This is a genomic window from Halomonas nitroreducens (assembly GCF_003966155.1).
Classification (GTDB): Bacteria; Pseudomonadota; Gammaproteobacteria; order Pseudomonadales; family Halomonadaceae; genus Halomonas; species Halomonas nitroreducens.
The window spans coordinates 113,933-136,962 of the sequence record NZ_RXNS01000008.1 but is presented as its reverse complement, the minus strand read 5'-3'; the positions used below and the strand labels follow the sequence as shown (position 1 = coordinate 136,962).

At 65.3% G+C, this 23,030-nt stretch carries 18 protein-coding genes; 8 read left to right on the top strand and 10 right to left on the bottom strand.

What is annotated here, in order from left to right; translation table 11 throughout:
* Positions 1–161: 161 nt before the first annotated feature.
* The 5 genes from EKG36_RS10040 to folD all read left to right on the top strand — a co-directional run bounded on the left by EKG36_RS10040 (position 162) and on the right by folD (position 5,036).
* Positions 162–1,340 (top strand): glycine cleavage T C-terminal barrel domain-containing protein, encoded by a 1,179-nt coding sequence (locus tag EKG36_RS10040; protein ID WP_246007482.1) that lies wholly within the window; start codon positions 162–164, stop codon positions 1,338–1,340.
* A 319-nt stretch (positions 1,341–1,659) separates the two neighbouring features.
* Complete coding sequence (locus tag EKG36_RS10035; protein WP_126483637.1) at positions 1,660–2,136, top strand: methylenetetrahydrofolate reductase C-terminal domain-containing protein; 477 nt, start codon at positions 1,660–1,662, stop codon at positions 2,134–2,136.
* Complete coding sequence (locus tag EKG36_RS10030; RefSeq protein ID WP_185827529.1) at positions 2,133–3,146, top strand: methylenetetrahydrofolate reductase; 1,014 nt, start codon at positions 2,133–2,135, stop codon at positions 3,144–3,146. Before EKG36_RS10035 ends, EKG36_RS10030 begins: the two co-directional genes overlap by 4 nt.
* Positions 3,147–3,285: 139 nt before the next feature.
* Positions 3,286–4,161: a formyltetrahydrofolate deformylase gene (purU, locus tag EKG36_RS10025; RefSeq protein ID WP_126483635.1), complete on the top strand. Its 876-nt coding sequence runs from the start codon at positions 3,286–3,288 to the stop codon at positions 4,159–4,161.
* A 14-nt stretch (positions 4,162–4,175) separates the two neighbouring features.
* Positions 4,176–5,036 (top strand): bifunctional methylenetetrahydrofolate dehydrogenase/methenyltetrahydrofolate cyclohydrolase FolD, encoded by an 861-nt coding sequence (folD, locus tag EKG36_RS10020; RefSeq protein WP_126483633.1) that lies wholly within the window; start codon positions 4,176–4,178, stop codon positions 5,034–5,036.
* Between the two features lie 301 nt (positions 5,037–5,337).
* On the opposite strand, the gene EKG36_RS10015 is transcribed toward folD, so the two are convergent.
* The 3 genes from EKG36_RS10015 to dctP form a co-directional block, all read right to left on the bottom strand.
* Complete coding sequence (locus EKG36_RS10015) at positions 5,338–5,742, bottom strand: DUF4168 domain-containing protein (protein WP_126483631.1); 405 nt, start codon at positions 5,740–5,742, stop codon at positions 5,338–5,340.
* 146 nt (positions 5,743–5,888) lie between these two features.
* Positions 5,889–8,087, bottom strand: a complete 2,199-nt coding sequence (locus EKG36_RS10010; protein ID WP_126483629.1) for a TRAP transporter large permease subunit — start codon at positions 8,085–8,087, stop codon at positions 5,889–5,891.
* Positions 8,088–8,225: 138 nt separating this feature from the next.
* Entirely contained in the window at positions 8,226–9,392 is a 1,167-nt protein-coding gene (dctP, locus tag EKG36_RS10005) for a TRAP transporter substrate-binding protein DctP (RefSeq protein ID WP_126483627.1), read from the bottom strand.
* Positions 9,393–9,803: 411 nt separating this feature from the next.
* Between dctP and EKG36_RS10000 the strand changes: the two genes are divergently transcribed.
* A complete protein-coding gene (locus tag EKG36_RS10000) occupies positions 9,804–10,712 on the top strand; it encodes a DMT family transporter (protein ID WP_126483625.1) in 909 nt (302 codons plus the stop codon).
* A 74-nt stretch (positions 10,713–10,786) separates the two neighbouring features.
* Here the strand turns inward: EKG36_RS10000 and purU (EKG36_RS09995) are convergent, their stop codons facing one another.
* The 7 genes from purU (EKG36_RS09995) to EKG36_RS09965 all read right to left on the bottom strand — a co-directional run bounded on the left by purU (EKG36_RS09995) (position 10,787) and on the right by EKG36_RS09965 (position 19,744).
* Complete coding sequence (purU, locus tag EKG36_RS09995; RefSeq protein WP_246007481.1) at positions 10,787–11,674, bottom strand: formyltetrahydrofolate deformylase; 888 nt, start codon at positions 11,672–11,674, stop codon at positions 10,787–10,789.
* A gap of 71 nt (positions 11,675–11,745) precedes the next feature.
* The gene (locus EKG36_RS09990) at positions 11,746–12,381 is read right to left on the bottom strand and encodes a sarcosine oxidase subunit gamma (protein WP_126483623.1); all 636 of its coding nucleotides are present in this window, start codon (positions 12,379–12,381) and stop codon (positions 11,746–11,748) included.
* Positions 12,374–15,412, bottom strand: a complete 3,039-nt coding sequence (locus EKG36_RS09985; RefSeq protein WP_126483621.1) for a sarcosine oxidase subunit alpha family protein — start codon at positions 15,410–15,412, stop codon at positions 12,374–12,376. The genes EKG36_RS09990 and EKG36_RS09985 overlap by 8 nt, the downstream gene beginning before the upstream one ends.
* Positions 15,409–15,759 (bottom strand): sarcosine oxidase subunit delta, encoded by a 351-nt coding sequence (locus tag EKG36_RS09980; protein WP_126483619.1) that lies wholly within the window; start codon positions 15,757–15,759, stop codon positions 15,409–15,411. The genes EKG36_RS09985 and EKG36_RS09980 overlap by 4 nt, the downstream gene beginning before the upstream one ends.
* 12 nt (positions 15,760–15,771) lie before the next feature.
* Positions 15,772–17,022, bottom strand: coding sequence for a sarcosine oxidase subunit beta family protein (locus EKG36_RS09975; RefSeq protein WP_126483617.1), 1,251 nt, complete (start codon positions 17,020–17,022; stop codon positions 15,772–15,774).
* A 46-nt stretch (positions 17,023–17,068) separates the two neighbouring features.
* On the bottom strand, positions 17,069–18,367 hold the full coding sequence (gene glyA / locus EKG36_RS09970) for a serine hydroxymethyltransferase (RefSeq protein WP_126483615.1): 1,299 nt from the start codon (positions 18,365–18,367) through the stop codon (positions 17,069–17,071).
* A gap of 336 nt (positions 18,368–18,703) precedes the next feature.
* The gene (locus EKG36_RS09965; RefSeq protein ID WP_126483613.1) at positions 18,704–19,744 is read right to left on the bottom strand and encodes a GlxA family transcriptional regulator; all 1,041 of its coding nucleotides are present in this window, start codon (positions 19,742–19,744) and stop codon (positions 18,704–18,706) included.
* Positions 19,745–19,930: 186 nt separating this feature from the next.
* Between EKG36_RS09965 and EKG36_RS09960 the strand changes: the two genes are divergently transcribed.
* Positions 19,931–20,662: an ABC transporter ATP-binding protein gene (locus EKG36_RS09960; protein ID WP_246007480.1), complete on the top strand. Its 732-nt coding sequence runs from the start codon at positions 19,931–19,933 to the stop codon at positions 20,660–20,662.
* Between the two features lie 4 nt (positions 20,663–20,666).
* The gene (locus tag EKG36_RS09955) at positions 20,667–23,030 is read left to right on the top strand and encodes an ABC transporter permease (RefSeq protein ID WP_126483609.1); all 2,364 of its coding nucleotides are present in this window, start codon (positions 20,667–20,669) and stop codon (positions 23,028–23,030) included.

Below are 23,030 nucleotides of genomic sequence, written 5' to 3'. Positions count from 1 at the left end.
GGACCAAACGGTCTGCGCACCGCCAATAATTGGCCTGTTCATGCTAGTTTTGGCGTGCTTTTAGGCCGCGTTCCAAGGTCATGTGGGGCTATAGTGAGCCGTGCCGAATAAATGAGTTCGCGCAGCACAATGAATTCTATATCACAACAAAGGTGATCAGCATGACAAACGTTTCGCCCAGCAATGTAGTCCAAATGGAAAAAAAAGCTGAGTTTGGATTCGGCACCCAGATCCGCAAGTCTCCCTACTTTGACGCGACAGTACGTTGGGGCGCAACAGCATTTTCAGTATACAACCACATGTATATCCCGCGCGAGTTCGGAGATCCGGAACAGAACTTCTGGAACCTCGTTAACGATGCGATCCTCTGCGATGTGGCCGCTGAGCGTCAAGTGGAAATCACCGGCCCCGATGCGGCGAAGTTTATGCAGAGCCTGACCCCGCGCGACCTGTCGGAGATGGCTGCCGGTCAGTGCAAGTACATCCTGATCACCAATGCCGACGGTGGTATCCTGAATGACCCCATCCTGCTGCGTCTGGCAGAGAATCATTTCTGGATCTCACTGGCTGACAGCGACATCCTGCTGTGGGCACAGGGAGTCGCGCTCAACTCCGGGCTCGATGTCACCATCCGCGAACCCGATGTTTCCCCCTTGCAGCTGCAAGGTCCGCAATCAGGCGAGATCATGAAGAGTCTCTTCGGAGACGACATCATGGATCTGCGCTACTACTGGCTTCGCGAGCTCGAGCTCGACGGTATTCCGCTGATCGTCTCGCGCACCGGGTGGTCGAGCGAGCTGGGCTACGAGCTGTATCTTCAAGACGGCTCCCGCGGCGACGAGCTGTGGGAGAAAATCATGGCGGCAGGTCTACCCTTCGGTCTGAAGCCCGGTCATACCTCCTCCATCCGCCGCATCGAAGGTGGCATGCTCTCCTATCACGCCGATGCGGACATCGGTACCAACCCTTACGAACTGGGGATGGATCGTCTGGTGAAACCGGACATGGAGGCCGATTTCATCGGCAAGGCCGCGCTTAAGCGTATCCGTGAGAACGGCGTGAGCCGCAAGCAGGTCGGCCTACGCATCGACGGGGCGCCCCTCAAGGGACCGAACACCTCCTTCTGGCCGCTTAGCCATCAAGGCGAGACCGTCGGCAAGGTGACGTCTGCGATCTATTCCCCGCGCCTGGAACAGAATATTGCGCTGGCCATGGTGGGCATTGAACATGCTCAGCTCGGAACCGAGCTGGAAGTGCAAACTCTGTCGGGTCCGGCGAAGGCTGTGGTGGTCGAAAAGCCGTTCTTCGACCCCAAGAAGAAGATCGCGGCATCCGCTTGAACGCCGGCCTATTGCACAAGGGGCTGGGGGCAGTGCGCAAGCACTGCGACGTGGGGAATGGTGGCCCGGGATCGCCGGTCGAGACGCTCTAGAATCGATCGCGGGCCATCACAGCTGTCGATTTCCCTAACAATGCCTGGATTCATGGGAGCTAGTGGAAAATCGATGACCGTCAATGGGATGCCTCGTCAAATGGCACCTCTTTGATGAAGCCATCCAGATCTTGGCTGATTCATGGCGAACGATTTTCAAGAGATGTCTCGTGAATCCAGGAAGCAACGATTGGCTCCACGGTGGTGTGCCGTGGCAGGAGAGGCTTGTGTATTCCGTTCGTCTATGGGCCGCACGGCACGCGAGATTGTTTGAGCTCACCTATCGAGCATTCGAACCGGTGATCGTCAAGCTGCATCCGCTGTGGAAGTCGGTAGGCTACCAGCGTGCAGAAAAGCCAATGGGCAAGCTGGAGAAGCTCAGCAAGGGGCTGCTGTTCGACTGCCAGATGTGTGGTCAGTGCATCCTCAGTTCTACCGGCATGTCCTGTTCCATGAACTGCCCCAAGACCATGCGCAATGGTCCCTGTGGAGGCGTCATGCAGAACGGGAATTGCGAAGTTTACCCCGAGAAGCGTTGTGTCTGGGTCGAAGCTTGGGAGGGAAGTCAGAAGATGAAAGGGGGCGACACGATTCAGGTGGTGCAACTTCCGGTGGATCACCGCCTGAAAGGGAGCTCGTCCTGGCTGCGCGTGGCCCGTGGGGCATCGGATCAAAAGGCAGGGCATAAGGAGGCTTCAAAGTGAGCATTATCGTTGGGGCCGATCATGGCAACCTGGCATCCGATACACTGGGCTATAGCTCCGCCGGGCGGCTGGAGCGTGTGCTGAGGTCCGGGCACTTTGCCGTCACCGCCGAACTCGCGCCACCCGATGCGGCGAACCCGGAAGAAGTCTACGCCCGGGCCCGTGTATTCGACGGTTACGTGGACAGCATGAACGCCACCGATGGCTCCGGGGCCAACTGTCATATGTCTAGCGTGGCGATGTGTGCGCTGCTGTCACGAATGGGCTATGAAACGGTGATGCAGATCTCCTGCCGGGACAGGAACCGGATTGCCATTCAAGGGGATGTGCTGGGAGGGGCAGCACTGGGCATCAACAACATCCTCTGCTTGACGGGGGATGGTGTACAGGTGGGAGATCATCCGGAAGCCAAGCCGGTCTTCGATCTCGACTCCATGTCGTTGCTGGAGACGGTCGCCAGGTTACGAGACAAGCATGTCTTCGCCAGCGGGAGAAAGCTCAGTGATCCACCGAGGGTTTTTCTCGGTGCGGCAGAAAACCCGTTCGTGCCGCCCTACGATTTCCGCCCTCATCGGTTAGCGAAGAAGATTGCGGCGGGCGCGCAGTTCATACAGACACAGTACTGTTTCGACCTGCCACGTTTCCGGACGTTCATGGCCCGTTCCAGGGATCTAGGGTTGCTGGATAAGTGTTTCATCCTGCCCGGGGTGGGACCGCTGGCCTCGGCAAGAACGGCGGACTGGATGCGCAGGAATGTCCCGGGGATTCACATTCCGGATGACATCATCAAGCGACTGGAAGGTGCCAAGGATCAGAAGGCGGAAGGCCGAAACATCTGCATCGAACTGATCCAGCAACTGCGAGAGATCGAGGGAGTCAGTGGCGTACACGTCATGGCCCATCGCCAGGAATCCTCCGTCGCAGACATCATCGAGAGATCCGGAGTGCTGGGCGATCGTGAGCCATGGCCCCCCTTCAGCGAACCCACTCTCGAGAGGGACTACGCATGAGGGTGGACGTGCACTTGCGAATGACAAACCTAACGACATGCCAAGCAATTGACTCCAAGGCCCTTGCGATCAGATAAGCGGGCTGAGGTGACTGTCTAGAGCATCGGAAAACAACCATTACCACATAGGGCTTCCTGCCATGAACACTTCCCTGGAAAAGAACAATCAATTCGTCCTTACCGTCAGCTGCGAAACCGGCCCCGGCATCGTTTCCGGCATCACCTCTTACCTGTCGGATCGTGGCTGCAACATCGTCGAGCTGGCACAATTCGACGACAAGGTCACTGGCCAGTTCTTCATGAGGAGCGTTTTCAGCATCCTTCCGGACTCTTGCCACTCTTTTGAAGAGCTGCGTTCCGGCTTTGTGGATATCGCAGAAAGGTTTAGCCTGGAGTGGGCCATGCATGATGCCCACCGCCCGACCAAGGTCTTGATCATGGTATCTCGATTCGACCACTGTCTCGTCGATCTTCTCTATCGTCATCGCAAGGGTGAGCTGAACATCGAGATCGCCGCGGTGGTATCCAATCATCTGGACCTTCGACCGATCGCCGAGCGCGAAGGCATTCGCTTCGTCTACCTCCCGGTGACGAAGGAGACCAAGCCGGAGAAGGAAGCCGAGCTACTCAACATCGTCAACGAGACCGGAACCGAGCTGGTGGTGCTCGCGCGTTACATGCAAGTGTTGTCCGACAATCTCTGCGAGAAGCTGCATGGGCGCGCCATCAATATCCATCACTCCTTCCTGCCCGGCTTCAAGGGCGCCAAACCTTATCACCAAGCGTTCGAGCGCGGCGTCAAGCTTATCGGGGCCACCGCACACTATGTGACTGCCGACCTGGATGAAGGTCCGATCATCGAGCAGTCCGTCCAACCCGTGAATCACGCCTACTACCCGGAAGAGCTGGTTGCCCTGGGCCGGGACACCGAAACGGTCGCGCTGGCACGCGCAGTGAAACTTCACGCCGAGCACCGGGTCTTCCTGTCTGGCAACAAGACCGTCATTTTCAAGTAGGAGCGGAGGCGACCATGGCTCAATTAATCGATGGAAAACAGCTCTCTAACCAGGTGCTCCAGGAGGTTGCCTCCGAAGTCGAGCAGCTCAGGGCCGAGCATGACGTAGTGCCGACGCTCGCGGTGGTGCTGGTGGGTGAGGATCCCGCCAGCCAGGTGTACGTGAGGAACAAGGTGAAGCGGGCGAAAGAGACGGGGATGGGCTCCATTGAACACCGCCTCGGCACCGCAACCACCCAGGGTGACCTGAATCAGCTGATCGATCAGCTGAACAATGACCCTCAGGTGCACGGCATCCTGGTGCAGCTGCCGCTGCCGTCGCACCTCGACGAGGAACAGGTGATCGCCGCCATCAACCCGGCCAAGGATGTCGATGGCTTCCACCCGGTCAATGTCGGGGCACTCGCTGCCGGGCAGGCATCGCTGGTACCGTGCACGCCCCAGGGTTGCATGATCATGCTGCGTCAGGTCCACCCGGACCTGAGCGGCAAGAATGCCGTGGTGGTGGGTCGCTCCAACATCGTCGGCAAGCCGATGGCAGCGCTGCTGCTACAGGCAAACTGTACCGTCACTATTGCGCATTCACGCACGAAGGACATCGAGTCGCTGTGTCGTAACGCCGACATTGTGATAGCCGCCGCTGGCCGCATGGAGCTCATTAATGCTGACTGGATCAGGCCTGGTGCCACGGTCATCGATGTTGGCATCAATGCCATCGAAGTGGATGGCAAACGAAAGCTCGTGGGTGACGTCGCGTTTGACTCGGTCTCCGAGATTGCGGGGGCCATCACCCCGGTGCCGGGCGGCGTGGGCCCGATGACCATCGCCTGTCTGCTTTTGAATACGACACGCGCGGCAAGGCGTCAGTTGGCCTGACCGTCAGGTGACCGCGAACTGTACTGTCAAGGTAATAGATATTTCCTGTTGATCGGGAAGGTGCGGCGGCCATGGTGTCCCACAGCCTATGGTCTTCCGCCCTGTACCGCTCCCCCTCCCCCACCTGTGTGATGCGGCAGCACCGGTGTGGGTGGGTGGGAGTCCACCCCATACCCTGGTCGGCTGGCGACGCGCCTCGGGCCCGGCCCGAGGCGCGTCTCTCCCTCGGACAGTCCCTGACACGAAGAAGGCCACCCGGGGGTGGCCTTCTTGAAGACTACAGCGAGCCAGGTGGCTCGTCTCAGGATCCCTGGCCTTCGGCGCTGCCCTGAGCCATCTTCTGCACGCGCTGCATCAGCTCGGGGTCCTGCTGGATCGCCTGACCGATGGCATTGAAGGTATCCACCTCGAGACCGCTGTTTTCCACTGCCTCGACCATCTTGTCATTGGCTTCCTGGCGCACCTCTTGCTGGGCCTCGTCGCCCTCGGCTTCCTGCAGCTGCTTGGTGTAGTCCTGGGAGATCACGGCGATTTCCTTGGAGGCATCCGCGAACTTCTGCAGCTGGGCGTCGGAGAAGTTCTGCGCCTGGGCCTCGGCCGGCGCCTGCTCGGCGGCAGCGGCGGTGTCTTCCTGGGCATGGGCCATGGAGCCCATCAGGCCGGCACTGAGCAGGGCCGCAGAGAACAGGGCGGTGAATCGTTGCATGAATACCTCCAAAAATACGTTGGGATGCGTCGGTGAATGCCTCCCTGTGACGGGTATTGCCCCCGAGGGTTCACCATGATCGTGTAACAGTTTGAAAAGACAACGCTCCCCCTCGGGAGCGTTGTGGGCCGTGACGGGGCCGCCGACTAGCCGTAGGCGAGGTTCGGCAGCCAGGTCACCAGGGCCGGAAAGAGGATGACCAGGATCAACCCCAGGGCCTGGATGCCCAGGAACGGGAAGGACGACTTGAAGATCTGCGCCATGGTGATGTGTGGCGGGCACACCCCCTTGATGTAGAACAGCGCATAGCCGAACGGCGGGCTGAGGAAGGACATCTGCATGTTCACCAGGTAGATGACACCGAACCACAGCGAGACGTCGGCAGGAGCCACGCCGGGCAGCCCGAACACACCGTCGAAGCTCAGGCCCTGGATCAGCGGCACGAAGATCGGCACCGCCAGCAGCAGGATGCCCACCCAGTCCAGGAACATGCCCAGGGCGACGAGCAGCACCATCATCACCCCAAGGACCGCATAGGGACCGAGACCGGCACCGGTGATCAGGTCCTGCACGAACTGCTGGCCGCCCTGGAGGATATAGAAACCGACGAAGATGCTGGCGCCGAAGATGATCCACATCACCATCGCGGTGGCGACCAGGGTGGTCATGCAGGCGGCATGCAGGTTGGGCCAGGTCAGGCGGCGGTGCATCGCCGCCACCACCAGGGCACCGAAGGTCCCGATGCCGGCCGCTTCCACGGGAGTCGCCACCCCGGTGAAGATGATCCCCAGCACCAGCAGCACCAGCACGATGGGCGCCAGCATGTTGCGCAGCAGCCGCAGCTTCTCGCCCATGCCAACCCGGTCCTCCTCGGGCATCGGCGGAGCCATGCGGATGTTCAGGGTACCGCGAAGCCAGCAGTAGAGGCCGTACATCGTGGCCAGCAGCAGGCCGGGTATCAGTGAACCGAGATACAGCTCCCCTACCGACTGCTGGGCGATGACGCCATAGATGATGGCCAGTATCGACGGCGGGATCAGGATGCCCAGGGTGCCGCCGGCCATGATCGAGCCGATCGCGATCTCCGGGTTGTAGTGGCGCTTGAGCATCGCCGGCAACGCGATCAGGCCCATGGTCACCACCGCGGCGCCGATGACGCCGACCATGGCGGCGAGCAGTGTGGAGGCGATGATGGTGGCGATTGCCAACCCCGCCCGAAGCCCGCCCATCCACTTGTAGACGACATCGAAGAGCTCCTCGATGATGCCGGCCTTCTCCAGCACCGAAGCCATGAAAATGAACAGCGGGATGGCCGAGAGCTGGTAGTTGGTCATCATCGGGAAGATGCGCGATGGCATCAGGTTGAGCATCGCCTGGTCGCCCACCAGGTAGAGGAACACCACGCCCAGGCCGCCGGTGACGAAGGCCAGCGGCAGGCCGGCCACCAGCACCACCATCAGGGAACCGAACATCACCAGCGTCAGGCCACCGATGCTCATGCCGTACAGGCTGTTCTCGAGACTGCCCGCCAGGCTGTCGTAATCGGTCACGGCGACGTTGACCATCTCGAACAGGGTCCAGCCGGCGAGCACCACCCCAAGGCCCAGCAACACCATGGCGAAGGCGCGACCGCCATTGTCCGCCTGCCAGTGCTGGCGGTACACCTGGAAGTCCCGGATCAGCTGGCCGATCCCCTGCAGCAGCAGCAGCACCGCGCCGAAGAAGAGCATGAACTTGACCGGGTAGTACTGCACCGCCCATTCGGTGAAGGACACCTCATTGGCATAGCTGGAGCCGAAGAAGACTGCATCGCTGACCGACTGCGAGAAGAACTTCCAGCCGGTGACCATCAGGGCGATGGTGAAGATGAAGAAGAACACCGAGGTCACCAGGTCGAGGGCAGCCTTGTTGAGCGGCCTGGCTCGGCTATAGAGGATGTCCACGCGGACATGCCCTCCTTCGCGCAGGGCGAAGGCCCCGGCGAGCAGGTACTGCATGCCGAACATCAGCGTCATCGACTCGTGGACCCAGTTGGTCGGCGAGTTGAAGGCATAGCGCACCACCACCTCGTAGGTGAAGGCGAAGGGGGCAATCAGAGCCCAGTAGGCCACATAGCGACCGGCGAACCCTGAGATACGGTCGACAATGGCAGTGAAGAGGTTGCCCGGGGCCTCCGCGACGACGGCCGGCTCCTCGCCGGCCGGCACCTCGGCGGTATCGCCGCCGTCGACGATTCCCCCGCGCCGGAAGCTGCGCTCGACGAAGAACATCACCAGCAGGGGAAGCAACAGCAGCACCGACCAGTACAACCAGTGCGGCAGGACAAAATTGATCTCGAGATTCATGGGGACTCCTCCGCAGCACCATCAGCCGGGGGTGATGGCAACGGAACAATGCGTCGAGGGGATCGGGATGACGGGTTAATGGCGCCCGGCCCGCAGACCAGAGCCCCGCGGCTCTGGTCCCGGGCGGGCGCGAAAGACTTACAGATTGAGCTCGTAGTCCTTGATGTCCTCTTCGGTGATCAGGGCAATCGCGGGGTCCATCATGGTGTCCAGATGCGCCTTGAACAGCCGGGCGGCATCGGGATCCTTGTTGGCCCACTTGAACCACAGCGGCACGGCAACCTCGCGGAAGCGGTCGGCATCCTCCTCGGAGAGATGGATGATCTCGATGCCCTTCTCGCGGTACTTGGGCCAGGCCTCGGCATTGGCCTTCTGGATCGCCGCGTAATGCTCGCGGGAGTAGGCCGCCACCAGGTCATGCATGAGATCCTGAGTCTGCGGCGACATGCGCTCGAAGACGCGACGGTTGACCGAGATATCCATGAGGTCGACGGCCTGGTGCAGGCAGGGGGTGGAAGGCGGCCCCATGATGATGTAGTCGGCAACCTGCCAGAAACCCAGCTCGTAGTTGTTGGCCGCGCCGGTGTAGTCGGCGGCATCGATGGTGCCCTTTTCCAGCGCAGGATATACCTCGGAGCCCGGCAAGAGGGTGGTGCGGGCCCCGGCAGCTGCGAAGGTCTCGGCGACGATACCGCCGGGCATGCGCAGCTTGACGCCCTGGAAGTCATCGAAGCTGCGTAGCGGCTTCTTGGAGTGGATCAGGTTCATGTCATGGTGGACATAGCCCAGCAGCTCCTGGCCCTGCTTGCGATACAGGTCCTTGGCAAGGCCGAAGCCGCCGTAGGCGCCGAACATCACGTCCCATTGGTGCGGCAGGGACAGGCCCATCGGGTAGGCCGTCAGGAAGACCCCCGCCGGCATCTTGCCCGGCCAGTAAACGGTGAACCAGTTCTGGCCGTCGAGCACCCCGTTGCGCACGGCATCGGCGACCTCGAAGGCCCCGGCTACGGCGCCTGCCGGGAAGGGCTCGATGCTGACCTCGCCGCTGGTCGCCTCCGCCACCCCCTTGGCCCATTCCTCGAAGATGCGATAGCCCGGGGTGCCCGGCGGCCAGGAGGACTGCATGCGGATGCGAATCCCCTGCTGGGCCTGGACATTGCCCACCCAGGGGGTCGCCACGGCCGCCGCGGAGCCGACGGCGGCGGCCTTCAGGAAGTTGCGACGACTGGGGGTCCGGAAACCGGCGTCGGAGACCGACGGTTCGACATCGGACGGGGTGCGCGAGAGCTGCTTGTCGTCTTGCATGGCGAGGACTCCTCGTTGGTGTTGTGCCCGTCTCGCACCAAGCGCCGACGGGGTCTTGTTGTAGTCACTCCTGGTCTCACTCCATGCCACTGGACAAGTTGACCGACCAATATGACGTCGGCTCGCATATGGCATGGACAGCACACTCCATGTCTTTGGAAATCTCTTCCACGAATAAAAGTAGCGAAAACCCTCGAACTGGCCAATACATACTTTCAACGCATGGCCATTGGCATAATTGGTCTTACCTTATTGTGAAAACTGATAACCCTTTGTTCCCCAGGCGGGAACCGATGGTCTGACCAATCTGGCGGAGCGCAAAATCTACGACCATTGAACAATGCCCCGGGTTGGCATTGGGCGGGAAAGTCCGCGATGATGCTCCCTCGCCCTTAGCGCCAAGTGCCTCTCATGACAATGGAACGTCACCGGCGAGCCTGGCTGGCCGCCATGCCCCTGCTGTTCGTCGTCCTGTGGAGCACCGGCTTCATCGGGGCCAAGTTCGGCCTGCCCTATGCCGAACCCTTCACCTTCCTGACCGTGCGCTTCGTCCTGACACTGCTGCTGCTGGTGCCGCTGGTCATGCTGCTGGGCGGCGACTGGCCGCGTGGCCCTGTGCTCTGGGGGCATGCCGCCGTGTCCGGCCTGCTGGTGCATGGCGCCTACCTGGGCGGGGTCTTCTACGGCATCGAGCTGGGCATGCCGGCGGGGTTGGCCTCGCTGCTGGTGGGCCTGCAGCCCCTGCTGACGGCGGCCCTCTCGGGACCGCTGCTGGGCGAGCGACTGGCCCCGCGACAGTGGCTGGGACTGCTGGTAGGGCTGGTCGGGGTCGCCCTGGTGCTGGGCGGCAAGCTGGACCCGGGAGCCACCCTCTTCCAGGGCTTCGGAGTCACGGCGCTGGGGGCCGTGGTGGTGGCGCTGGTGGGCATCTCGCTGGGCACGCTCTACCAGAAGCGCTTTTGCGCCGGCATGCCGCTGCTGGGGGGGACCGTGGCACAGTATCTGGGCGCCGGCGCGGTACTGGGGCTGGGTGCCCTGATGTTCGAGACCCGGACGATCGACTGGACACCAACCTTCCTGCTGACGCTGGGTTGGCTGGTACTGGTGCTGTCGATCAGCGCCATCCTGCTGCTGATGACCCTGATCGAGCGCGGCGAGGCCTCCCGGGTGGCCAGCCTCTTCTACCTGGTGCCACCGGCCACCGCCCTGGAGGCCTGGTGGCTGTTCGATGAGCGGCTCCCGGCCATCTCGCTGGCCGGCATGGCCATCGCCATCGCCGGCGTCGTCATGACCGTGCGCGGCCGCCGGGCCAGCCCCTAGCTGCATGCCGCTTGGTGGCCCCCGCCTGGCGGCGGGCGGCAGGGGCCAGCAGGCCTCCCGCCGACTCCCGCTGTCTAGCGGCTGAACACTACCGTACGGCGCTTGTGCAGGAAGACGCGCCGCTCGACGTGGTAGGCCACTGCCCTGGCCAGGGTCAGACACTCGATATCACGTCCCTTGGCGACCAGGTCCTCCGGGTAGTCGGCATGGCTGACGGCTTCCACGCCCTGGGAGATGATCGGCCCCTCGTCGAGGTCGTCGTTGATGTAGTGGGCGGTGGCCCCGACCAGCTTGACCCCCTTCTCGTAGGCCTGGTGGTAGGGCTTGGCGCCCTTGAAGCCGGGCAGCAGCGAGTGGTGGATATTGATGGCCCGGCCGGCGAGTTTCTCGCACATCTCGCTGGACAGCACCTGCATGTAGCGGGCCAGGATCACCAGCTCGGCGCCGCTCTCCTCGATCACCTCCCAGACCCGGGCCTCCTGCTCGGCCTTGGTGTCCGCGGTGATCGGGAAATGGTAATAGGCCAGACCATGCCAGCTGGCCAGGGCCTCGAGGTCCGGGTGGTTGGAAACCACCGCGCGGATGTCGATGGGCAGCTGACCGGTACGGTAGCGATACAGCAGGTCGTTCAGGCAGTGGTCGGCCTTGGAAACCATGATCACCACCGGCATCCGCGCGTCCGGGGCGGTCAGCTCGAAGTCCATCTCGAACTCCTCCGCCCGGGCGGCGAAGGCGGCCTGGAAGGCCTCGGCATCGAACCCGGGGTCCTGGGGGAAAAACTCCGTGCGGATGAAGAAGCGCTCGGCATGGCGGTCGTCGAAGGACTGCTGCTCGGTGATGTAGCAGCGGCTCTCCTTGAGGAAGCGCGTGACCACGTCCACGGTGCCCAGCCGGCTGGGACACTGGGCCGTGAGGATCCAGGTATCGGCGCTCATATCGACACTACGATTCATGGGGCTCATGGGATGTCTCCTGACGAAGCAGGCCGGGGCAAGCCCCGGCCTGGAAACGCGCGTGAGGGAAGAGGCCGGGATCAGCGCTCGACGCCGATGCCGTACTCCTCGCCGGCGTCGAGCAGCCAGCGATAGGTGTAGTCGGCGAAGCTACGGCGTACCACCAGTTCCCAGCGGTCCTCGGCCGGCCGGCGCAGGATCACGGTGGTCTTGGCGAACACCGTGGTCACGCCCTTGCCCACCGGGAAGTGGCTGGGGTGGACGTCGTAGATCACCGACTTCATCAGCAGCTCCCGGGCGGCCTCGCCCTCGAGCTCGACCAGGGTCTGGCCGCCGCTGGCGTTGCTGATGGCGAAGTGGGCATCGCCCAGGGCCGCGCGCAGCCGGTTCTCGAGTTCGAACTCCTCGCCCCCGGGCACGATGACCAGCCATTCGTCCGGCGACAGCCACTGGACGCTGCGCTCGCCGTCGGCGTCCTGCACCAGGCCCTGGGGCTCGCCGGGCAGCGAGACGCCGAGTACCTCGCGCACCGCCTCGTCGAGGACGATGGCGCCACCGCGCAGGATCAGGTGGCCGAGGAAGGGCCGCTCGCGCAGCACCACCCGGCTCTTGCCGGTGGGGGCCGGGGCCCCCGAGCGGCGGTAGGAGTAGGTCAGCGGCGATTCCACCGGGATCTTGGCCTCGGTGCGGGTATCGAAGGTTGCGACGTTAGACATTCTGACGCTCTCCCTTGGGATCGAGGAAGATGGGGCTGACGATCTCGGCCTCATGGACCTGGCCGTCGGCCATGGGCAGATAGACGGTCTCGCCCATCTTCTGCTGACCGCCCTTGACCACCGCCAGGGCGAAGCCCGAGTCGAGGGTCGGGCTGTAGTAGCTCGAGGTCACGTGCCCCACCATCGGCATGGGGATCGCGTGCTTCGGGTCGAAGACGATCTGCGCGCCCTCCTCCAGCACCACCTTGGCGTTCCTGGGCTTGAGGCCCACCAGCTGCTTGCGGTCGGTGCGCGCGGTGTCCGGCCGGGTCAGCGCCCGCTGGCCGATCCAGGAGAACGGCTTATCGTAGCCGACCGCCCAGTGCATGCCCAGGTCCTCCGGCGTCACCGAGCCGTCGGTGTCCTGGCCGGCGATGATAAAGCCCTTCTCCGCCCTCAAGACATGCATCGTTTCCGTCCCGTAGGGCGTCAGGCCGTACTTCTCGCCGTGGGCGAACAGCGTCTCCCAGACATGCAGGGCATAGTTGGCCTGGACGTTGATCTCGTAGGCCAGCTCGCCGGTGAAGGAGATCCGGAACACCCGCGCCGGCACGCCGGCCACGCTGCCCTCGCGCCAGTCCATGAACTTGAAGGCTTCCTTGTCCAGGTCGATGTCGGTGACTTCCGACATCAGCTTGCGCGCCTCCGGTCCGGTGACGGTCATGGTTGCCCAGTGATCGGTCACCGAGGTGAAGTAGACGTCGAGCTCCGGCCACTCGGTCTGGTGCCACAGTTCCAGCCACTCCAGCACACCCGCGGCACCGCCGGTGGTGGTGGTCATCAGGAAGTGGTTCTCGCCCAGGCAGCTGGTGGTGCCGTCGTCGAACACCATGCCGTCGTCCTTGCACATCAGCCCGTAGCGCACGCGCCCCGGGGCCAGCTTGGCCCACTTGTTGGTGTAGACCCGACCCAGGAACTCGCGGGCATCCGGACCCTGGATGTCGATCTTGCCCAGGGTGGAGGCATCGAGGATACCCACCGCCTCGCGCACCGCCCGGCACTCCCGGGCCACCGCATCAAACATGCTCTCGGTCTTGCCGTCGACCTGGCGCGGGAAGTACCAGGGGCGCTTCCACTGGCCCACGTCCTCGAACTCGGCGCCGTGCTCCACGTGCCACTGGTGCATGGCGGTGTAGCGCTCGGGATCGAACAGCTCCCGGCAGTGACGGCCGACGATGGCGCCGAAGGTCACCGGCGTGTAGTTCGGCCGGAAGACCGTGGTGCCGACCTCGGGGATCGAGCGCCCCAGCAAGCGGGCGGCGATGGCCATGCCATTGATGTTGCCGAGCTTGCCCTGGTCGGTGCCGAAGCCCATGGCGGTGTAGCGCTTGACGTGCTCGATGGACTCGAAGCCCTCGCGGGTGGCCACCTCGATGCCCGCCGCAGTGACGTCGTTCTGCAGGTCGACGAACTGCTTTGGCGCCCGCAGGGTCGGCTTCTCGTGGGGCACCTGGTAGAGCGCGCAGGCCGCGCCGTCGCGACGCGCGGCAACCTGGGGCAGGCTCACCGAGGCCGCCTCGAAGCCGGCCTCCGCAGCCGCCTGGCGGCCCGCCGCGACGCCGTCGGTCAGCACCTCGCCGGTGGCATAGACGCCCTGGGCACCGCCGGCCGCACTCACGCCCTTCACCAGGGTGGGCACGAAGCCGAGGATGTCGTCGCGCCAGGTCGGCCGGCCACCGGTGTGGGAGGCCAGGTGGATGACCGGGCTGTAGCCGCCGGAACTGGCGATGGTGTCGCAGTCCAGGGTCTCGACGGCACCGGCCACCCGGAAGCCATCTAGGTCGACCTTTGCCACCCGCGCCCCGCTGACCCGGCTCTCGCCCTTGGCCTCGATCACCGCACTGCCGGTGATGATGCGGATCCCCTGAGCCCGGGCCTGCTCGACCAGCTCGCCGTCCGGGTTGGCACGGGCGTCGGCGATGGCCACCACTTCGCAGCCGTTCTCCAGCCAGTCCAGGGCAGCGCGATAGGCATGGTCGTTGCTGGTGGAGAGCACCAGCCGCTTGCCCGGCACGACGCCATAGCGACGCACATAGGTCGAGACCGCGCCGGCCAGCAGGTTGCCCGGCACGTCGTTGTTGCCATAGACCAGCGGGCGCTCGTGGGCGCCGGTGGCCAGCACGACCCGGCCGGCGCGCACGCGGTGCATGCGCGAGCGCACCTGGCGACGGCCGTCCTTGAGCGGGGCCGTCTCGGCGAGATGTTCGGTACGCCGCTCGTGGAGGGTCACGAAGTGGTGGTCGTGATAGCCGTTGGCGGTGGTGCGCGGCAGCAAGGTGACGTTGTCCAGGCCGGCCAGCTCCTGCAGGGCCTCGGCGACCCACTGGTCCGCCGGCTTGTCGTCGAGCAGCTCGCGGGTATCCAGCAGCGAGCCGCCCATCTGCTCCTGCTCGTCGACCAGGATCACCCGCGCCCCGCTGCGCGCCGCGGCCAGGGCCGCGGCGAGGCCCGCCGGGCCGGCGCCGACCACCAGCACGTCGCAATGCTGGTGCAGGTGATCGTAGATGTCCGGGTCGTTCTCCATGGGGCTGCGCCCCAGGCCCGCGCTCTTGCGGATGACCTTCTCGTAGGTCATCCACATGGAGGCCGGGGCCATGAAGGTCTTGTAGTAGAACCCCGGCGGCATGAACTTGCCGCCCAGCTTGCCGACCAGGCTCATCATGTCGCGCTGGACGTTCGGCCAGCCGTTGGTGCTGCAGGCCTCCAGGCCGTCGAACAGCGCCTGCTGGGTGGCCCGCACGTTGGGCACCTGGCCCGCCTCGGTCTTGCCGAGCTGGACCACCGCATTGGGTTCCTCGGCGCCGGCGGCGACGATGCCGCGGGGACGCGAGTACTTGAAGCTGCGGTTGACGATGTCGACGCCATTGGCGAGCAGCGCCGATGCCAGGGTATCGCCGGCATGGCCCTGATAGCGCTTGCCGTTGAAGGTGAAGCTCAGCTTGCGGGAGCGGTCGATGCGCCCGCCGCGGGCGAGACGATTGAGCTGACTCATGCGCGGACTCCTTCACGAAGCGGTGCCGGTTCGACGCGATCCCGGGACGGCCGGCCCTCGGGATACTCGGCGGTGAACCTCGGCTGCTCGCCCATCTTGTAGGTCTCGAGGATCTCGTAGGTCACGGTGTGACGGGTGATGTTGAAGAACTTGCGGCAGCCCACGGCGTGCACCCACAGCTCGTGGTGGATGCCGCGGGGATTGTCGCGGAAGAACAGGTAGTCGCCCCACTCCTCGTCGCTGCAGGACGCGGGATCCGCGGGGCGGGCGATATGCGCCTGGCCCTTGGGATGGAATTCCTCCTCTTCCCGGAGCTCGCCGCAGTAGGGACAGTGGATGTAGAACATGGCGGAATCTCCTTAGTGGGCCACGCCGGCGGCGCCGTGCTCGTCGACCAGCGCTCCGGTGTTGAAGCGGTCGATGGAGAACGGCTCGGCGATCGGATGCATCTCGCCCTTGGCGAGGCTGGCGGCGAACACGTGGGCCGACCCCGGGGTGGCCTTGAAGCCGCCGGTGCCCCAGCCACAGTTGAAGTACAGCCCCTTGACCTGGGTCTTGGAGAGGATCGGGCAGGCGTCCGGGCAGGTGTCGACGATGCCGCCCCACTGACGGTTCATGCGCACCCGGGAGAAGATCGGGAACATCTCCACGATGGCCTGCAGGGTGTGCTCCACGGTGGGGTAGCTGCCGCGCTGGCCGTAGCCGTTGTAGCCGTCGATGCCCGCGCCGATGACCAGGTCGCCCTTGTCGGACTGGCTGATGTAGCCGTGCACGTGGTTGGACATCACCACGGTGTCGAGCACCGGCTTGAGCGGCTCGGAGACCAGCGCCTGCAGCGGATGCGACTCCAGCGGCAGCTTGAGGCCCGCCATGCCGGCCAGCACGCCGGAGTTGCCGGCGGCCACGCAGCCGACGGTCTTGGCCTCGATGTCGCCGCGGTTGGTGTGCACCCCGTAGACCTGGCCGTCACGGATCTTGAAACCGGTGACCTCGGTCTGCTGGAGGATGTCCACGCCGTGAGCATCGGCGGCACGGGCGAAGCCCCAGGCCACGGCATCGTGGCGGGCCACACCGGCGCGCGGCTGCCAGGAGGCACCCATCACCGGGTAACGGGCGTTCTTCGAGCAGTCCATGATCGGCACCAGTTCCTGGACGCCCTTGGCGTCGAGCACCTCGCCGTCGATGCCGTTCAGGCGGTTGGCGTTGACCCGGCGCTGGATATCGCGCATGTCCTGCAGGGTATGACCCAGGTTGAGCACGCCGCGCTGGGAGAACATGACGTTGTAGTTGAGGTCCTGGGACAGGCCCTCCCACAGCTTCATGGAGTGCTCGTAGAGGGCCGCGGCTTCGTCCCACAGGTAGTTGGAGCGCACGATGGTGGTGTTGCGGGCGGTGTTACCGCCGCCCAGCCAGCCCTTCTCGATCACGGCGACGTTCTTGATGCCGAATTCCTTGGCCAGGTAGTAGGCGGTCCCCAGGCCGTGGCCACCGCCACCGATGATGATGACGTCGTAGGCCTTCTTGGGCGTGGGGTTGCGCCACTGGCGCTGCCAGTTCTCGTGGTGGCTCAGCGCGTGCTTGACCAGCCCGAAGCCGGAATAACGTTGCATAGGAATCTCCTCAGAGGGCCCCGCCGACTTGCCGGCGGGGTCGGGCTCACGCGTAGGAAGTCTCGCCGATCTCGGCGGCGGCCTGGCCGTAGACCGGGTGGCGGCCGCACAGCTCGGCGACCTTGCCGCGCACCTCGGCCTCGACGGCGGCGCTGTCGGCCTCCGCGCCCAGGGCGTCGAGGATGTCGCAGATCCAGCCGGCCAGGGCCTCGCAGTCGGCCTGGCCGAAGCCGCGGGTGGTCACCGCCGGGGTGCCGATGCGCAGCCCCGAGGTCACGAAGGGGCTCTGGGGGTCGTTGGGCACCGCGTTCTTGTTGACGGTGATATGCGCCCGGCCCAGGGCGGCATCCGCGTCCTTGCCGGTCACGCCCTGCTTGATCAGCGAGACCAGGAAGAGGTGGTCGTCGGTACCGCCGGAGACCACGTCGAAGCCGCGCGCGACGAAGACGCTGGCCATGGCCCGGGCGTTGTCGATGACCTGGGCCTGGTAGCGCACGAAGTCCTGGCTCATGGCCTCGCGGAAGGCCACCGCCTTGGCGGCGATGACATGCATCAGCGGGCCGCCCTGCTGGCCCGGGAAGACTGCGCCATTGAGCTTCTTGTACAGCGCCTCGTCACCGCTGGCGGAGAGGATCAGGCCGCCGCGGGGGCCGCGCAGGGTCTTGTGGGTGGTGGTGGTGACCACATGGGCGTGAGGCAGCGGGCTCGGGTAGTGGCCGGCCGCGACCAGGCCGGCGACATGCGCCATGTCGACCAGCAGCCAGGCGCCCACGGCGTCGGCGATGTCGCGGAAACGGCGCCAGTTGATGACCCGGGAGTAGGCCGAGAAGCCGGCGATGATCAGCTTGGGCTGGTGCTCGTGGGCGAGGCGCTCGACCTCGTCGTAGTCGATCTCGCCGGTGTCGGGGTTCAGGCCGTACTGGACGGCATGGTAGTACTTGCCGGAGAAGTTCGGCGCCGCGCCGTGGGTCAGGTGGCCGCCATGGGCCAGGCTCATGCCCAGCACGGTGTCGCCCGGCGAGACCAGGGCCATGAAGGCCGCGGCGTTGGCCTGGGCGCCGGAATGGGGCTGGACGTTGGCGTAGTCGGCGCCGAACAAGGCACAGGCGCGCTCGATGGCCAGCTGCTCGACCACGTCAACGTGCTCGCAGCCGCCATAGTAGCGCTTGCCGGGATAGCCCTCGGCATACTTGTTGGTGAGCTGGCTCCCCTGGGCTTCCATGACCTGCGGGCTTGCATAGTTCTCCGAGGCGATCAGCTCGATGTGGGCTTCCTGGCGTGCCACTTCATCGGCGATGGCGGCGGCGATCTGGGGATCGGTCGTTGTAAGGTTGTTGGCGTTCATCTCGTCACCCTGGGGATTGGCTTCACAACGTTAAGAAAAAGTGAAACGCGCGGCATCCTGGAAACGACACCGACATCATCGCAAAAGACAGCCCGCCGGCTGGCCGGTCCGTCCTGCCCGCCGCGCTCTCACCTTGGCTGTCATTGATAGCCAATCCCGCCCCATGAAGATTGAACGTTTGCGACAACATTCACATGATGTTCGCGACATTCAAATATAACATCATGTATATAAAGGAATTATATTTTCAGAGGGTTTTGTATTTTTTCCGACTCTCACGCCAAAAAAGGGCCGACACCCCAGCGCCGGCCCCTGGCCCGCCGATTGCCCCACCGCCTAGCGGCTGGCGGGACGGGCCTTGATATGCAGGAAGAAGGGATCCACCGCGGCGCCATCGCTCTCCCCCGCCGACTTGCGCACCGCCGACGGGGTGGCGCCGAAGGTCTCGCGGAAGTGTCGCGAGAAGTGGGCGGTATCGGCAAAGCCGCAGCGCTCGCCGATCTCGGTGACGCTCTTGGCGGTGTAGTGCAGCAGCCACAGGCCGTAGCGCAGGCGCAGGTCCCGGGCAAACTTGCGCGGCCCCACCCCCAGTGCCTCGCGGAAACGCCGCTCCAGATTGCGCCGCGAGGTGCCGAGGCGCTCGGCGAGGGCATCCACGCCGAGCGGTTCGCCCAGGTGCTGCTCGAGAATGGCGATGGCGCGGCGCACCAGCCGGTCCTCGACCTTGTCGAAGACCACTGGCTGAGGCTGGGGATGTTCGCCGCGGCGGGCCTCGTCGATGAGCATGATATGCAGGCTCTTCATGGCCCAGGCCTTGCCCAGGTGACGCTCCACCAGGTGCGCGGCCAGGTCGGCCGAGGCAATGCCCCCCGCACAGGTCAGCAGGTCGCCGTCATCGATGAACAGGCGGTCGGCCACCGGCTCGATATCGGGAAAGCGCCGGGTGAGGTCGCCATGGTGGTACCAGCTGACGCAGCAGCGCCGGCCGTTCATCAGTCCGGCCTGGATCAGCGCGAAGACGCCGGTACAGAGTCCCACCAGGGGCACGCCCGCGTCGGCCGTCCGGCGCAGATAGGCGATGGCCGTCTCGTCGACCGCGTCATGTTCGTCCTGGACCCCGCCGATGACCACGATGTAATCGAACTCGGCCGGGTCGCGGAAGGCCGTGCACGGGGTGACGGCCGCCCCGCAGCTGGAGATGGCGTCCTGGCCGGCGCTGGTCATGAAGACCCAGTGACAGCGCAGCTGGCGGCTGCGATCGCCTTCGTCGGCCGCCAGGCGCAGACAGTCGACGAAGGCCGCGAAAGGCAGCATGGTGAACCGACGCAACAGGACGAAGCCGATAGACAGCGGCTCGCCGTCGTGGACTTGATGCATGGGAGCGGTGCTCTTCACTCTCGGTGGCGTGGGGACCAGTGTCCGGCAGCCCGGCCCGGAACGCAAAGCCCTCGGGCGACAACGACGGGCCGCGGGCCGGCCGCGTCCGGGCCAATCGCTATACTGCAGGCGCGGGGCACCTTCGCGGTGCCCCCTTTCCGTGTAGCCATGACCGAGAGGGACCAGGTGACGACATCCCCGAACGGCAGCCCCCCGCCGACGGCGCTCAGGGCCCGCGGCCTGACCAAGACCTACCGCATGGGCGCGGTGGAGGTCCAGGCGCTGCGCGGCGTCGATGTGGACTTCGCCGAGGGCGAGCTGGTGGTGCTGCTCGGCCCCTCGGGTAGCGGCAAGTCGACGCTGCTCAACCTGCTGGGCGGCCTCGACGTGCCGACAAGCGGCGAGGTGTGGTTCCATGACCGACGCCTCACCGCCGGCGACGAGCGCGCCCTGAACCGTTACCGTCGCGAGCACGTCGGTTTCGTCTTCCAGTTCTACAACCTGATTCCCAGCCTCACCGCCCGGGAGAACGTGGCGCTGGTCACCGAGATCGCCCGGGACCCCATGACGCCCACCGAGGCCCTGAACATGGTCGGCCTCGGCGAGCGCCTGGATCACTTTCCCGCTCAGCTCTCGGGCGGCGAGCAGCAGCGGGTGGCGATCGCCCGGGCCATCGCCAAGCGCCCGGCACTGCTGCTCTGCGACGAGCCCACCGGTGCCCTGGACAGTGCCACCGGCATTTTGGTGCTGGAGGCGATCCTCACCGTCAACCGGACGCTCGGCACCACCACGGTGCTGATCACCCACAACGCGGTGATCGCCGACATCGCCCATCGCGTCCTGCACTTCGCCGATGGCCGCCTCGTCGAGGTCCGGGTCAACGCCAGCCGCCGCGAACCGGCCGAGCTGGTCTGGTAAGCCGATGAGCGCCCTGGACCGCAAGCTCCTGCGCGGCCTCTGGCGGCTGCGCGCCCAGGTGCTGGCCATCGCCCTGGTGATTACCTCGGGCACGGCGCTGCTGGTCATGGCGCTGACCACCATCGAGGCCCTGGAGGACACCACCCACGCCTACTACGAGCGCTCCCGTTTCGCCGATGTCTTCGCCCAGGCCAAGCGCGCCCCCGACGCCCTGGCCCGAGAAATCGCCGCTCTGCCCGGGGTGCGCCTGGTCGAGACCGGCATCAGCGAGGGGGCGATCCTCGACATGCCCGGCCTGGCGGAGCCAGTGACCGCCCGCCTGCTGTCGCTGCCCGAGGCCGGCCCCGAGGTGCTCAACGTGCTGACGCTGCGGGCCGGACGCCGCCCCGCCGCCAACCGGTCCGACGAGGTGGTGGTCGGCGAGGCCTTCGCCGAGGCCCATGGCCTCGCGCCGGGAGACACCTTCGTGGCGGTGATGCGGGGACGCCAGCGCACCCTGCAGGTGGTCGGCATCGCGCTGAGCCCGGAGTATGTCTATGTCATCGCCCCGGGGGCGCTGATGCCGGACGATACCCGCTACGGCATCCTGTGGCTGAACCGCGCGGCCCTGGAAGCAGCCTACGACATGCAGGGCGCCTTCAACAGCGTCGCCCTGACCCTCGAGACCGGCACTCGCGCCGAGGAGGCGATTCTGCGCCTGGATGGCCTGCTCGCCCCCTATGGCGGCACCGGGGCCATCGCCCGCGCCGACCAGGTCTCCAACTGGTTCCTGCAGAACGAGATCGCCATGCAGCGCAACATGTCGCGGATCATGCCGAGCATCTTCCTGGCGGTGGCCGCCTTCCTGACCCATATGGTGATGGCTCGACTGATCGCCACCGAGCGTCACGAGATCGGCCTGCTCAAGGCCTTCGGCTACACCGACCTGGCGATCGGGATCCACTACGCCAAGCTGGTGCTGGTCATCGCCGCCCTCGGCGTGAGTCTCGGCGCGGTGCTCGGCGGCCTGCTCGGGCACTGGAACACTCGCCTGTACGCGGACTTCTTCCGCTTTCCCTTCCTGCTCTACCAGCCGGGGCCGGCGAGCTTCGTCATCGCCGCCGGGGTGAGCCTTGCCGCGGCCCTGGCCGGCAGCCTCTCGGCCGTGCGCCAGGCCATCGCCCTGCCCCCGGCGGCGGCGATGCTGCCCCCCTCGCCGCCAGTCTACGAGCGTACCCGGCTGTCGCGCTCGGCGATGGCCCGGTGGATCGACGAGCCTACCCGGATGATCGTGCGCCGCCTGCTCCGCTGGCCGCTGCGCGCACTGATGGCGAGCCTGGGGCTCGCCATGTCGGTGGCCGTGCTGATCACGGCCCTGCAGTGGCTGGACGCCATCGACTCGATGGTCGAGAGCGTCTTCATCGGCGGCCAGCACCAGGATGCCACCCTGAGCTTTTATGAGGTGACGCCCTGGTCGAGCATCGAAGCGGTCGAGGACCTGCCCGGGGTGCTGGCCGCCGAACCCTTCCGAGGGGTCGCCGCCCGCCTCTCCCACGGGCTGCACCACAAGCGCCAGGGGCTCAGCGGGGTCCCCACGGACGCCACCCTGAGTCCGGTCATCGACAGCCAGGGGCAGCGCGTGTCGGTGGCCGAGGACGGCCTGCTGCTGTCGCGCACGCTGGCCGAGCGGCTCGACGCCGGGGTCGGTGACCGGGTGACCGTGGAAGTCCTCGAGGGGCGCCGCCCGACGCTCCGACTACCGGTGGTGCGGCTCTTCGAGACCCACCTCGGCACCCCGGCCTACCTGAACCTCGCGGCCCTCAACCGCCACCTGGGCGACGGCCGGGTGGTGGGCGGGATGCATATCGCCGTCGATCCCGCACGGCAGGCCGAACTGCTCGCCCGCCTCAAGACACTGCCGGACGTCTCGGCCATCCAGTTCCGTCAGGCGGCGATCGACACCTTCTACGAGACCCTGGGCCAATTCCTGTACATCTTCGTCGGCTTCTTCATCGCCTTCGCCACCACCCTCTCGGCGGGGGTGACCTACAATGCGATCCGCATCGCCCTCTCCGAGCGCGCCCGGGAACTCGCCACCCTGCGGGTGCTGGGCTTCAGTCGCTGGGAAATCTCCTACCTGCTGCTCGGCGAGATCGGCCTGCTCACCTGGCTGGCCATCCCGCTGGGCTGCATGATCGGCTTCGGCCTGGCCTGGTACCTGACCGCGGCCTTCGCCACCGAACTGTTCCGGGTCCCGTTGGTGATCAACAATGCCACCTACGCCAAGGCCAGCCTGATCGCCCTGGCCGCGGCGGTAACCTGTGCGGCCATCGTGCGCCGCCGGCTCGATCATCTGGACCTGATCGCGGTCCTCAAGACACGGGAGTAG